Raw genomic sequence first — 12,461 nt, 5'->3', positions numbered from 1 at the left:
GGACGGCTTTTACCGGACCAGCCGGCCGAGCAGAGCCGAGGAGGTAGTGATCCCCACCGCCGCGGCGACCAGGAGCACGCCGATGTCGAGGAGCAGGTTGCCCGGCGTCCCGATGAGCAGGTGGCGCAGCGCGTCGACCTCGTACGACAGCGGGTTGATGTGGCTGATCACGCGCAGCCAGCGGGGCATGAGATCGACGGGGTACAGCGCGTTCGACCCGAAGAACAGCGGCATCGTGATCGCCTGGCCGATGCCCATCAGGCGGTCGCGGGACATGGCCAGGCCCGCGATGGTCATCGACAGGCACGAGAAGAACGCGGTGCCGAGCATCACGATCACGACGACGCCGAGCCAGCGCAGCGGGTTGAGCGTCAGCGTCACCCCGAGGATCGCCGACAGTACGAGGATGGCGACGGCCTGGGTGAGCGCCCGCATGCCCGCCGCGAACGCCTTTCCGGTGACGAGCGCGGCGCGCGGTGTGGGGGTGACCAGGAGCTTGGCCAGTACGCCCGCGTCGCGTTCCCAGATGATCTGGATCCCGTAGAAGATCGCGATGAAGAGCGTGGACTGCGCGAGGATCCCCGGTGCGAGGTAGTCCAGGTACGGGACCTTCCCGGTGGGGATGGCGCGCAGGCGGGAGAACGTCTCGCCGAAGATCAGCAGCCACAGGGCGGGCTGGATCGCGCGGGTGTAGAGCTCGGTCCGGTCGTGCCGGATCTTCTGGAGCTCGACGACGCACATCGCGACCACCCGCGCCGGCAGCAGGCGCCAGGTGATCCAGGACGGCGGGTCAGCCGAGCCGGCTGGCGGTACGGCGGGTACGGCGTGCGTCACGGAAGTCGTCTCCTGGTTCGTCGAGTTGGTCGCCGGTGTAGGTGCGGAACACCTCCTCGAGCGTGGCTCCGGGTTCGAGGTCGGACTTGAGATCGGCCGGCGTGCCCAGTGCCCTGATCCGCCCGCGGTGCATGAGCGCGATCCGGTTGCAGTACTGGTCGGCCTCGTCCATGTAGTGCGTGGTCACCAGGACGGTCATGCCGGTGGCACGGCGCACCTCCTGGATGCGCTCCCAGACGCTGTCACGCGCCACCGGGTCGAGCCCGATCGTCGGCTCGTCGAGGATGAGCAGCCGCGGTGCGCTGATCAGGGCCTGGGCCAGCTCGAGCCGGCGGATCATGCCACCTGAGTACGTCTGCGCGCGCCGCTCGGCCGCGTCCGCGAGACCCACGGAGGACAACACCTCGCGTACGCGCTCCCGCCGGGCGGACCGCGGGACGTCGAAGAGCCGGGCGAACAGCTCGACGTTCTCCCGGCCGGTCAGCGCGCCGTCCGCGGACAGCTGCTGCGGCAGGTAGCCGATGGTGCGGCGGACCGCCATCCGGTGGCGGGACACGTCACGCCCGAACACCTCGACCATCCCCGGACCGGCCGGAAGCAGGGTGGTGATCAGGCGGATCGTCGTGGTCTTGCCCGCGCCGTTCGGGCCGAGCAGCCCGAAGATCTCGCCCTCGACCACATCGAGATCGATGTCGTCCACGGCCACGGCACCGCCGAACGAGTGCCGCAGACCCCGGCAGACGACCGCGTACGTGGTGTTCTCGTCACTCATCTTCGACCCCCAGAGGTGTCATTCGGCCGAGCTTCGGCCGGCTCCTGCAGGCTGGTCAGCAGCCGCCCGAGCGCGGGCAGTGCGGCCGCGATCGCCGCCCGGTCCTCGGCCGGCAACTCCTGGATCCGTGTGCCGACCAGCCGCGCCCGGCGATCGCGCCAGTCCGCCATGTGCCGCTGCGCCGCGGGCGTGAGCTCCAGGCGTACGGCCCGGCGGTCCTCGGGATCGGTCTCGCGGCGCAGCATCCCGGCGGCGAGCAGCTGGTTGACCAGGGTGCTCACGGAGTTGTCGGCGAGACGCAGCTCACGCGCTGCGGCGGCGACGCTGATCCCGGGACGTCCGCCGACGACGGCCATCAGCTCCACCTGCGCGGGACGGAGCCGGGGCGGCACCTCTTCACGCAGCCGCCGCCGTACGAGCCGCCGCATGGCCGCGTTCACGGTCATGAGCTCGTCGGCCAGCCGTACCCCTTCATCGGTCACCAAATCAGATTACCTCTTAATAAGAGGTAATTAATAGACCTACTTCATCACCTGGTCAGAGGGGGTGATCGCCGACGGAAAGGGACGGCTGCGTCAGGCGGACTCGCGGACGATGAGCTTGGTCGGCAGGATGACGGGCTCGGTCGGCGGGTCGGCGGCGAGCAGCATCTGGACGATGCAGGCGGCGACCTCGACGACCGGCTGGCGGACGGTGGTGAGGGGCGGTTCGCTGAACCTGGCGAGGCCGATGTCGTCGAAGCCGGCCACCGCGACGTCATCGGGGACCCGCCGGCCCGCCGAACGCAGCGCGCCCAGTGCGCCGATCGCCATCAGGTCCGAGGCGGCGAAGACCGCGTCGATCCCGGGATCCTCGGCCAGCAGCAGCCGCATCGCGGCCGCCCCGGACTCGCGGGTGAAGTCGCCCGTCGCCACGAGTGGCGCGCGGCCCGCGTCGGCCAGTGCCGCCCGGTAGCCGTCGAGGCGGTCCTGCGCGGCGGTCATGTCCGGTGGGCCGCCGATGGTGGCGATGCGACGCCGGCCCAGGCCGATCAGGTGCTCCACGGCGTCTCGTGCGCCGCCGTGGTTGTCGCAGTCGCAGTACGGCACCGGCAGCGAGGACACCGGCCGCCCGTGGGAGACCATCGGCACCCGTGAGCGGCCCAGCGTCGCCGGCAGCGGGTCCGCGCCGTGCATCGACAGCAGGATCACCCCGTCGACGTGGCCGCCCGCGACGTACCTCTCCACCCGGGCGTGGCCGGCGGGGGACGAGGCCAGCATCAGGAGGACCTGCCGGTCGGCCGCCTCCAGCTCCTGGCTCACCGCGCGGATGGCGGCGGAGAAGAACGGGTCGTCGGAGAAGACCCGTGACGGCGGCTCGGAGACGACCAGGGCGATCGAGTCGGTGCGCTGGGTGACCAGGCTGCGGGCCGCGGAGTTCGGGATGTAACCGAGCTCCTCGACGGCCTGGATGACGGCGGCACGCACGCCGGGCTTGACGTTCGTGGCGCCGTTGACGACACGGGACACCGTGGCCCGCGACACCCCGGCCCGCGCCGCCACCGCTTCGAGTGTGGGTCGCCTCATGTGGTTCCGCCCCTGTCATGCGCCCGTTCCAGGAAAGACCTTACGAGATGACGGGACGCCCCCGGCCGGTCTGAGCCGGGGGCCGCGGCGCTCACTGGTCCGTCCACGACGCGATCAGCTCCCGCGCCTGGCGTGTGCGGGTCAGCAGGCGTTCGTCGGCGCGCAGTTCGGCGCCCGGGTCGCCGAGGTGGACGGGGAGCCGTTCGCGACGGTCGATGATCGCCTCCAGCGCGGGTACGACTGGCCGGGCGGCCGCTCCCATGGCGACCAGGGTCTTCAGTGCGTACGGCGCGCAGCAGTGGTCGTCGAGGTAGTCCGGCAGCACTCGAAGGAGCCTTTCGGCCATCGCCGGGCCGTCATGGCGCCAGATCAGAGGCGCCGTACGCACCTGCGCCGGGCCCGGCCGGTCGAAGAACCGGTGGAGCTGATCCGCCTGGCGTCCCGTCAGCCCGCCCCGGTCCAGCAGCAGGCCGAGCAGTTCGGGACCGATCGGGCACCGGCGGGGGTCGTACGGGAGAGCGCCGAGGTAGGTGTCGGCGTACGCCCGGTCGCCCGTGATGCGGACCAATGCGGGTACGGCGCCGTCGCCGAGCGATTCCAGCAGCGGCACCGCGGCGGCCGCCCTCGGGCCGATGTGCCCGAGCGCGCGTACGAGACCGGTGACGCGATGATCGTGACCGGGTTCGCCGATCGCCTGCCGGAGCAGCGCGACCAGGGCGGGTACGGCGGGTGTGGCCGCCGGGCCGAACCCCGCGACGCCGACCGCGGTAAGCAGTGCCGGGCAGATCCGTCCTGGTCCGCACCGTTCCGGGTGCCGGGCCGCCGCCGACAGCAACGCGTCGAGCAGAGGGTGACGGCCGGGCGCGGCGATGGCCTCGACCGCCTCACCCAGACCGTACGGCCAGGTACGCGGGGGATGGGCGAGGATCCGGCAGAGAGCGGGCAGGGAACGTACGTCGCCGATGCGGGCGAGGGCCGGTGCGGCATGGACGTCCGCCCCCGGTACGTCGAGGAGGTCGGCCAGCCGGTCGGCGGCGAGTTCGGAGGCGGCGAGGGACTCGCACAGGACCTCGGCCTCGCCGGCCGAAAAGTGCGCCGTGATGAACGGGGTGAGCAGGGCGGGTGCGGCACGCCACCGCCTCATTGACTCGCGGGCCAGATCGATCCCCGCCCGCCGTACGAGTGGTCGTGGGTCGCCGAGCAGGACCTCGACGTCGGGATCGGCGGGGAGCGCGAACAGCCGGTGCGCGGTGGGGGTGGCCGGTGACATGACCGGCTTCCGGTGGCTCATCGAGCCGGGCGGAGCTTGCCCTTTCTGTAGATCATGCCCAAATGATGAGCCGCGTCCGGGACGAGCGCAAGGGGTCGCGGCTCGAAGATCGGGCGATGGGAGTCCCGTCGCCGCCGAAAACCAGGGACGCCGCGCGGAAAGGGCCCGCCAGGCGGGCCCTTCCGGGGTGCCCGGTGTCAGCCGGCGGGTGTCAGGTACCCGTCCTCCGGGGCCGGGTCGGCCTCTTCGAGGTGTTCGGGGATGACCTTGGGGACGGTGCGGAGGGCGAACAGGGCGGCCAGGCCGGTCAGCGCGGAGAGCCCGGCGCTGCAGAGGACCGCGGTGTGCATCCCGTCCACGAACGCGTGCTGGGCGGCGCCGGTGACCTGCGTGGCGAGCCGTACGGGCAGGGTGGCGGCGATCTCGAGGGCGCCCCCGATCGAGTCACGGACACCGCGGTCGGCACCCGCGGGCAGACCCTCGGGGAGCCGGAGGCTGGTGCGGTACGCGGCGGTCAGGGCGCTGCCGAGTACGGCCAAGCCCAGGGCGCCGCCGAGCTCGGTGGCGGTCTCGGAGATCGCGGAGGCCGCGCCCGCCCGGTCCTTGGGCACCGAGGCCAGGATCGTGTCGCCGGTGACGGTCATCGCCATCCCGACGCCCAGGCCGCACGGGATCATCGCGAGCAGGAGCGTCCAGTAGTCCGACTCGGTGCCGGTCAGCGTGTACAGCGCGAACCCGACGGCGGAGATCGCCAGGCCGAGCGCGACGACACGGGCGCGGCCCATCAGGGTGATCAGCGGCGCGGCCAGCGCCGCTCCGCCGACCGCCGCCGCGACGCCGCCCGGCAGCCCGGCCAGGCCGGCCTGCAGCGGTGACCAGTGAAGGACGAGCTGGAAGTACTGGGAGAAGACCAGGGACTGCGCGACCAGCGCGAACATGGCGAACAGGTTCGCGCCGATCGACCCGGAGAACGCCGGGTTACGGAACAGCCGGATGTCGATGAGCGGCACGGACAGCCGGGACTGCCGCCACACGAACGCCGCCAGCCCGATGACGCCGATGACGAAGCCGACCCCGACCTTGGTCTCGGCGATGCCGCTGTGGCCGGCCTCGGTGATGGCGTAGACGACGCCCAGGACACCGATGATCGACAACGGCACACTCGGCACGTCGATGCGGCCGGGGCGGGGGTTGCGCGACTCGGGCAGCACGAACAGCCCGGCGACGAACACGACGGCCATGATCGGCACGTTGATGAGGAACACCGATCCCCACCAGAAGTGGTCCAGCAGGGCTCCGCCCATGATCGGTCCGAGCCCCACCCCGAGCGCGCCGATGCCGCTGCCGATGCCGACCGCCGTGGTGCGCTCCTTGGCGTCGGTGAACACGTTGCGGGTGAGCGACAGCGTGGACGGCATGATGGTCGCGCCGGCGATCCCGAGCAGGGCCCGCGCGGCGATCAGCATCTCCGGACTGGTGGCGTACGCGGTCAGCGCCGACGTGGCGGCGAACGCGGCGGTGCCGATGAGCAGCAGTTTCTTGCGGCCGATACGGTCGCCGATGCCGCCCATGGTGACGAGCAGCCCGGCGAGCGCGAAGCCGTACACGTCGGCGATCCACAGGATCTGCGTGCCGGACGGGCTCAGGTCGTCGATCAGGTTGGGGATGGCCAGGTGGAGCGCGGTCAGGTCGATGGAGAGGACGAGCACGGCCAGACACGAGATCGCGAGCGTCGCCCACTTGCGGGCGGTCCCGATGGGAGCGGAGGAGTCCATGCCGTGACATTCGCCGCCACCGCTGACCGCCTGCGCACCATCCGCTGACCGTGCCTGACGAGCCGTCAGCCGGGCGGGCCGGGCCTGCTCCACCGCCGAACCTGTCGGGTGAATCCGTCAGGAGGTCAGGGCCAGGTAGGCGAACGTGGCCAGCCAGTGGTCGCTGACGAAGCCCTGGCCCGTGACGTACGGGAGGCTCGCGTCCCTGTGGTGCCCGGCGGCCTCGCGCAGGGGTGCCGTACGCGCGTCGTCCTCGGGCAGGGCGCCGGCCAGCAGGCGGAACTGCCAGGCGCGGGAGAGGTTCAGACCGTACAGGTGCACCTGCTGGCCGTCGGCTCCGTCCTGCACGCCGGCCGGAGTGAACAGGGCACTGGGGAGGCCTTCGGCCAGGCCCGGCAGGAAGCCGGCGAGCCAGTCGGGGAAGTCGCGGGCCGGCAGGACGCGGCGCATCAGGTCCGCCTCGCACAGCGCCGGTGACAGGAAGTCCTGGCCGCTGGGTTCCCAGTCCGCCGGATAGTCGCGGTCGTCGCCGAACCAGTCCACCGCCCGCTTGCCGATCATGGCGACCAGCCGGTCACGGCCCAGCATGGTGCCGCTCTCGTGCAGGAGCGCCATCGCGAACGCGGTGTTGGAGTGGACACCGTGCCGGACCGGGGCCACGGCACGGTCCAGCCAGCCGACGGAGAGTTCCTCGATCGCCTCGGTGAGCGGGCTCAGCGCCGCCGCCCACGGGCGAGCGGCGGGGTCCGGGCAGGTCTCGCACGCGGCGGCCAGGGCGACCGCCCAGGCCCAGCCGTACGGACGCTCGAACGACGGGTTCGCCCGCAGGTGCGCCGCCTCGGCCTCGACCGCCGGTACGGTCAGCGTCGCGTCGAGTGTGTCGCGGATCTGGTCGGGATCGACCTCGTCCGGCAGCTCGCCCAGGAGCCGGACCAGCAGCCAGTGCATGTGGACGCACGAGTGCCAGTCGTAGGAACCGTGGAACGCGGGATGCAGCTCGCGGGGCCGGGACGCCTCGTCACGCCGGCGCACCACGTGCTGGGTGGCGTGCGGGAACTCTGTGGCGATGTTGCTCGCGGCCACACACGCGTAGCGCGCGGCCACCTCGGTGAGCGCGGTCATCGGCCACCTCCTCCGAAAGAAGGGTCAGAAAGCCAGGAAGTACATGAGTGCGACGTTGCACGCCAGGAGCGGGATCGCGGTGGGGATCTGGGCCTTGATCGGCCCGTACTTGTCCTTCATCTCCAGCAGCGCCGCCGGGACGATGTTGAAGTTGGCGGCCATCGGCGTGCACAGCGTGCCGCAGAACCCCGCCAGCATGCCGATCGCGAAGACCGCGGCCGCGTTGCCGCCGAAGTGCTGCACCAGCACGGGATACCCGATCGCGGCGGTCATGATCGGGAACGCCCCGAACGCGTTGCCCATGATGATGGTGAACAGCGCCATGCCGACGCAGTAGACGAGGACGCTGCCGATCAGCGAGTTGTCCGGGAGGACGTTCTTGGTGATCCGGCCGACCTGGTCGCCGACCCCGGCCGCGACGAACAACTGGCCGAGCGTGGCGAGCATCTGCGGGAGCACCGCGGCCCAGCCGATCGCCTCTAGCAGCCGCCGGCCCTCCTGCAGAGGCGCGAGAGGGGACTTCGGCCGCAGCATCACGAACGCGATGACGACCGCCAGGATCGAGGCGACGCCGAGGCCGATCAGGGTCTCGGAAGACTTCTCCAGCAGCGGCTCGTCACCGACGTGGATCTTGGCGAGGCCGACGGCGAAGATGATCACTACGACGGGGATCGTCAGCGCGGGGACGAAGAGCCGGTTGCCGAACCGGTCGGCGCCGCCCTCCTGCTCGGCCCGCGTCGGTCCGGGGGTTTCGCCCCGGCCGAGCTGACCGGTCGCGACCAGCAGCGCCATCACGATCACGGCCAGCCCCAGTACCCATGCCGGAGCGGTCTTGTGCACCACGAACGTGCTGTAGATGAAGGCGCCGCCGAGCAGCCCCCAGAACGCGCCGCTGCCATGCCGCCTGGCGTTGGTCGCGTCGGCGAAGGTCAGGGCCGCGACCGCGATGAAGATCGCGCCGCACAGCCAGTAGAACCACTCGACCTTGATCATCGACCGGCCTCCTGTGCCTCGGGCTCCGGCGGTCGCGTGATGAGACCCGCCTCCTTGGCCATCCGGTCGAGCCGGCGGTCCAGGAGGAAGAGACGCGTGCCGTGGATCGCGTACGCGCAGATCGCCGTCGGGATGGCCCACAGCGCGACGTTCAACGCGTCGAGCTTCAGGTGGTACGTCGTGTCGACGAAGCCGGTGATCAGCAGGATCGAGCCGATGGCGACGAAGATGTCCTCGCCGAAGAACTGCCCCACCGTGTCCGCGCTGGCCGAGTACGCCTTGACCTTCTCTCGCATGGCCTCGGGAAGCGCCCTGCCGAAGCGCCGCTCGGCGGCGCCTTCGGCCATCGGATAGATCAGCGGGCGGACCAGTGCCGCCGGCCCGTTGATCGTGGCCAGCCCCAGCGCCGAGCTGACCTGGCGGATGAGCTGGTAGAGGAGCAGCAGGCGGCCGGTGGTGAGGGCGGCGAGCCTGGAGATCAGCCGCCGGCCCTGCTCCTGGAGGCCGAAGCGTTCGATCAGGCCGATGACAGGCAGGACGAGGATGAACAGGGTGACCGACCGGCTCGTCGCGAAACCGTTGCCGAAGGCGTTGAGGATCTCCACCGGCGAGAGCTTGCCGAGGAATCCGGTGATGATGCCCGCGACCGTGACGACGACGAGGGGGTTGAGCCGTAGCGCGAATCCGATGACGACGAGCAGAACGCCGATGAGTACGAGCACGACCGCCCTCCTTCCCGAGTAGGGGACTAGGGGCAGACAGGGCGCAGCCGTTGCGGGTACGGTACGTATTGTTGAGCAATCCGGCAAGGGGGCAATATGGCGAAAGAGACCTCTTCTGTCGGACCGGATTCCGGCGATTCCGATGATGCGGAGGTGTCCGGCGAAGGCTCCACGGCAGGGTCCGAAACCCTGGGGTCGCGCCTGGCGGGGCTGTCCGGTGCGCGCGTCCTGCTCGACCGGACCAGCACGGTCTCCAAACTCGCGGACGCCCTGCGCACACAGATCATCGAAGGCGCCCTGCCGCCGGGCACCCAGCTCGCCGAGCACGCGGCCGCCGATGCGCTCGGCGTCTCACGCAACACGCTCCGCGAGGCGTTTCGGCTGCTCGCGCACGAACGCCTGGTGATCCACGAGCCGCACCGCGGCGTGTTCGTGCGCACCCTGGACGCCGACGACGTCCGTGACATCTACACCACGCGGCGGCTGGTCGAATGCGCCGCCGTGCTCGCCGGGGGAGCCGGGCGGGAGGCCGTGGCCGAGATCCGGGCGGCGGTGGACACCGCCGAGGTCGCGGCCACCGAAGAGCGCTGGAACGACGTGGGCACCGCCGACCTGAGGTTCCACTCGGCGATCGTCGCGCTGGCCGGCAGCCGCCGGCTGAACGACCTGATGCGCCGCATCCTCGCCGAGCTGCGGCTGGTCTTCCACGTGATGGACGACCCGCACCGCTTCCACGAGCCGTACGTCCGCCGCAACGCCGAGATCGTCACCCTCATCGAGCGGGGCCGCGGGACCGACGCCGCCGACGCGCTGACCGCCTACCTCGACGACGCCGAGGCCCAGCTCCTCGGCGGCATCGCCGAACGCGGCCGCACCGGCCCGTGACGATCAGCCGGCCTCGCTCTGTTCGATGAGCCGGCGCAGGGCGCCGACGTGGGCGACGAACGCCGGTCCGGTCGCGGTAGGCGGTGACCAGGGCGGCAATGCCCTGGATGATCGGTCAGGTGATGGCCAGGTCGGTACGGAACGGACGGCCCTGCAGGGTGCGCCAGACGTTCGCCGGCGTGAGCGGGATGTCGGCGTGCCGGACTCCGTACGGCTTCAGCGCGTCCACCACGGCGTTCACCACCGCCGGAGGTGAGCCGACCGTGGCCGACTCGCCGACGCCCTTGGCGCCGAGCGGATGGTGGGGTGAGGGGGTGACGGTCGCGCCCAGCTCCCACGACGGGCACTCCATCGAGGTCGGCAGCAGGTAGTCCATGAACGACGCGCCCAGATGGTTGCCGTCCTCGTCGAAGGCCATGACCTGCATCAGCGCCATGCCGATGCCGTCCGCGAGGCCGCCGTGCACCTGGCCTTCCACGATCATCGGGTTGATGCGGACGCCGCAGTCGTCCACCGCGATGATGCGCCGTACGGAGACCTTGCCCGTGCCGGCGTCGACGTCGACGACGCAGATGTAGGCGCCGTACGGGTAGGTGAGGTTCGGCGGGTTGTAGACCGTGGTCGCGTCGAGATGGCCCTCGACGCCCTCGGGCAGCTCCACGCTGCCGTGCGCGGCCATGGCGATCTCCTGGATCGTCACGCCGGAGTTCGGGTCGCCGCGCACGAACCAGCGTCCTTCGCTCCACTCCAGGTCACCGGGGTCGGCCTCGAGCATCGCCCCGGCGACGAGCCGGGCACGCTCCCGTACCTTCCGCGTCACGACGGCGGTCGCGGCTCCCGACACCGGGGTCGAGCGCGAGCCGTAGGTGCCGAGCCCGAACGGCGTCTGGTCGGTGTCGCCGTGCACCACCTCGACGTCGTCGGCCGGGATGCCGAGTTCCTCCGCGACGATCTGCGCGAACGTCGTCTCGTGGCCCTGCCCCTGGGTCTGCACCGAGATCCGCAGCACGGCCTTCCCGGTGGGGTGGACGCGCAGCTCGGCGCCGTCGGCCATGCCGAATCCCAGGATGTCCATGTGCTTGCGGGGGCCGGCGCCGACGGCCTCGGTGAAGAAGCTGATCCCGATGCCCATCAGCTCGCCTCGCGCCCGCTTTTCCGCCTGTTCCTTGCGGAGGGCCTCGTATCCCGCCATTTCCAGGGCGAGGCGGAGCGTCGTGGCGTAGTCGCCGGAGTCGTACTCCCAGCCCGTCGCGCAGGTGTAGGGGAACTGCTCGGGCTGGAGGAGATTCTTCATCCGCAGCTCGGCCGGGTCCACGTCCAGCTCGGCGGCGAGCAGGTCCATGAGGCGCTCGACGAGGTAGACCGCCTCGGTGATGCGGAACGAACAGGCGTACGCGACTCCGCCCGGCGCCTTGTTCGTGTAGACGCCGGTGACCTCGCAGTGCGCCGCCTGCATGTCGTAGGAGCCGGTGAAGACGTGGAAGAACCCGGCCGGGAACTTGGTCGGCTGCGCGGAGCCGTTGAACGCGCCATGGTCCGCGAGGGTCTTCACCCGTACGCCGAGGACCTTGCCGTCTCGCGTCGCCGCGATCGAGCCGCTCATGTGGTAGTCGCGGGCGAACGAGGTGGTCATGAGGTTCTCGGACCGGTCCTCCACCCACTTCACCGGCCTGCCGGTGAGGATGGAGCCGACGATCGAGCACACGTAGCCGGGATAGATGCCGACCTTGTTGCCGAACCCGCCGCCGATGTCGGGTGAGATCACCCGGATCTTGTGCTCGGGCAGGCCGGCGACCAGCGCGTACAGCGTGCGGTGCGCGTGCGGTGCCTGCGTCGTCGCCCAGACGGTCAGCTTTCCGGTGACCTTGTCCATGTCGGCGACGATGCCGCAGGTCTCCAGCGGTGCCGGGTGCACGCGGGGATAGAGCATGTCCTGGGACACGACGACGTCGGCCACGGCGAACACCTCCTCGGTACGCGCGCGGTCGCCGGCCTCCCAGTCGAAGATGTGGTTGTCCTTACGGCCCTCGAGGTCGTCACGGATCACCGGCGCGTCCTCGTCCATCGCCGTACGCGCGTCGGAGACCACGGGGAGGGGGTCGTAGTCGACGTCGATGAGCTCGAGCGCGTCGCGCGCGGAGTAGTGGTCCTCCGCGATGACGAACGCGACCTCCTGCCCCTGGAAGCGCACCTTGTCGGTGGCGAGCACGGCCTGGACGTCGTTGGACAGCGTCGGCATCCAGGCGAGGTTCATCGCTTCGAGGGTCTCGCCGGTGATCACGGCCTTGACCTTCGGGTGGGCCTCGGCGGCGCCCACGTCGATGGACCGGATCCTCGCGTGGGCGTGCGGGCTGTGCAGGATCGCGCCGTGCAGCATGCCCGGGAGCTTGATGTCGTCCACGTACTTTCCCCGGCCGCGGATGAACCTCGCGTCCTCCTTGCGCCGCATCGGGCCGAAGCCGTGGTGCCGGGGAGTCCCGGCCGTATGAGTCATGTGGCCTCCTGCGTCGGAAAAGTGACCAG

Annotated in this window: 11 protein-coding genes; 1 reads left to right on the top strand and 10 read right to left on the bottom strand. The window is 70.9% G+C overall.

Annotation, left to right across the window (positions count from 1 at the left end; all coding sequences use genetic code 11):
* Window positions 1-9 precede the first annotated feature (9 nt).
* The 9 genes from FB559_RS07480 to FB559_RS07440 all read right to left on the bottom strand — a co-directional run bounded on the left by FB559_RS07480 (window position 10) and on the right by FB559_RS07440 (window position 9,053).
* The gene (locus tag FB559_RS07480) at window positions 10-834 is read right to left on the bottom strand and encodes an ABC transporter permease (protein ID WP_221639913.1); all 825 of its coding nucleotides are present in this window, start codon (window positions 832-834) and stop codon (window positions 10-12) included.
* Window positions 791-1,606, bottom strand: coding sequence for an ABC transporter ATP-binding protein (locus FB559_RS07475; protein WP_141954690.1), 816 nt, complete (start codon window positions 1,604-1,606; stop codon window positions 791-793). The genes FB559_RS07480 and FB559_RS07475 overlap by 44 nt, the downstream gene beginning before the upstream one ends.
* Complete coding sequence (locus FB559_RS07470) at window positions 1,603-2,088, bottom strand: MarR family winged helix-turn-helix transcriptional regulator (RefSeq protein WP_221639912.1); 486 nt, start codon at window positions 2,086-2,088, stop codon at window positions 1,603-1,605. Before FB559_RS07470 ends, FB559_RS07475 begins: the two co-directional genes overlap by 4 nt.
* Before the next feature lie 93 nt (window positions 2,089-2,181).
* Window positions 2,182-3,171 carry a LacI family DNA-binding transcriptional regulator gene (locus FB559_RS07465; RefSeq protein ID WP_141954688.1) on the bottom strand — a complete coding sequence of 330 codons (990 nt, stop codon included), beginning with the start codon at window positions 3,169-3,171 and terminating at the stop codon, window positions 2,182-2,184.
* A gap of 91 nt (window positions 3,172-3,262) precedes the next feature.
* Window positions 3,263-4,462 (bottom strand): hypothetical protein, encoded by a 1,200-nt coding sequence (locus tag FB559_RS07460; RefSeq protein WP_141954686.1) that lies wholly within the window; start codon window positions 4,460-4,462, stop codon window positions 3,263-3,265.
* A gap of 176 nt (window positions 4,463-4,638) precedes the next feature.
* Window positions 4,639-6,216: an MFS transporter gene (locus FB559_RS07455; RefSeq protein WP_141954684.1), complete on the bottom strand. Its 1,578-nt coding sequence runs from the start codon at window positions 6,214-6,216 to the stop codon at window positions 4,639-4,641.
* A gap of 117 nt (window positions 6,217-6,333) precedes the next feature.
* Window positions 6,334-7,338, bottom strand: coding sequence for a DUF2891 domain-containing protein (locus FB559_RS07450; RefSeq protein ID WP_141954682.1), 1,005 nt, complete (start codon window positions 7,336-7,338; stop codon window positions 6,334-6,336).
* 24 nt (window positions 7,339-7,362) lie between these two features.
* Entirely contained in the window at window positions 7,363-8,331 is a 969-nt protein-coding gene (locus tag FB559_RS07445) for a DUF979 domain-containing protein (protein WP_141954679.1), read from the bottom strand.
* On the bottom strand, window positions 8,328-9,053 hold the full coding sequence (locus tag FB559_RS07440) for a DUF969 domain-containing protein (protein ID WP_141954677.1): 726 nt from the start codon (window positions 9,051-9,053) through the stop codon (window positions 8,328-8,330). Before FB559_RS07440 ends, FB559_RS07445 begins: the two co-directional genes overlap by 4 nt.
* Before the next feature lie 153 nt (window positions 9,054-9,206).
* Between FB559_RS07440 and FB559_RS07435 the strand changes: the two genes are divergently transcribed.
* Window positions 9,207-9,938, top strand: a complete 732-nt coding sequence (locus FB559_RS07435) for a GntR family transcriptional regulator (RefSeq protein WP_246121401.1) — start codon at window positions 9,207-9,209, stop codon at window positions 9,936-9,938.
* A 115-nt stretch (window positions 9,939-10,053) separates the two neighbouring features.
* On the opposite strand, the gene FB559_RS07430 is transcribed toward FB559_RS07435, so the two are convergent.
* Complete coding sequence (locus tag FB559_RS07430; protein ID WP_141954672.1) at window positions 10,054-12,432, bottom strand: aerobic carbon-monoxide dehydrogenase large subunit; 2,379 nt, start codon at window positions 12,430-12,432, stop codon at window positions 10,054-10,056.
* Window positions 12,433-12,461 lie beyond the last annotated feature (29 nt).

Source organism: Actinoallomurus bryophytorum (assembly GCF_006716425.1).
GTDB lineage: Bacteria > Actinomycetota > Actinomycetes > Streptosporangiales > Streptosporangiaceae > Actinoallomurus > Actinoallomurus bryophytorum.
The sequence above is the reverse complement of the archived record's forward strand: the minus strand, read 5'-3'. Positions and strand labels throughout refer to the sequence as shown.

Excerpts from the sequence above, each read along its gene's own strand:
- FB559_RS07475 (WP_141954690.1), bottom strand. The coding sequence starts at position 1,606 with ATGAGTGACGAGAACACCACGTACGCGGTCGTCTGCCGGGGTCTGCGG.
- FB559_RS07465 (WP_141954688.1), bottom strand. The coding sequence starts at position 3,171 with ATGAGGCGACCCACACTCGAAGCGGTGGCGGCGCGGGCCGGGGTGTCG.
- FB559_RS07460 (WP_141954686.1), bottom strand. The coding sequence starts at position 4,462 with ATGAGCCACCGGAAGCCGGTCATGTCACCGGCCACCCCCACCGCGCAC.
- FB559_RS07455 (WP_141954684.1), bottom strand. The coding sequence starts at position 6,216 with ATGGACTCCTCCGCTCCCATCGGGACCGCCCGCAAGTGGGCGACGCTC.
- FB559_RS07450 (WP_141954682.1), bottom strand. The coding sequence starts at position 7,338 with ATGACCGCGCTCACCGAGGTGGCCGCGCGCTACGCGTGTGTGGCCGCG.
- FB559_RS07445 (WP_141954679.1), bottom strand. The coding sequence starts at position 8,331 with ATGATCAAGGTCGAGTGGTTCTACTGGCTGTGCGGCGCGATCTTCATC.
- FB559_RS07430 (WP_141954672.1), bottom strand. The coding sequence starts at position 12,432 with ATGACTCATACGGCCGGGACTCCCCGGCACCACGGCTTCGGCCCGATG.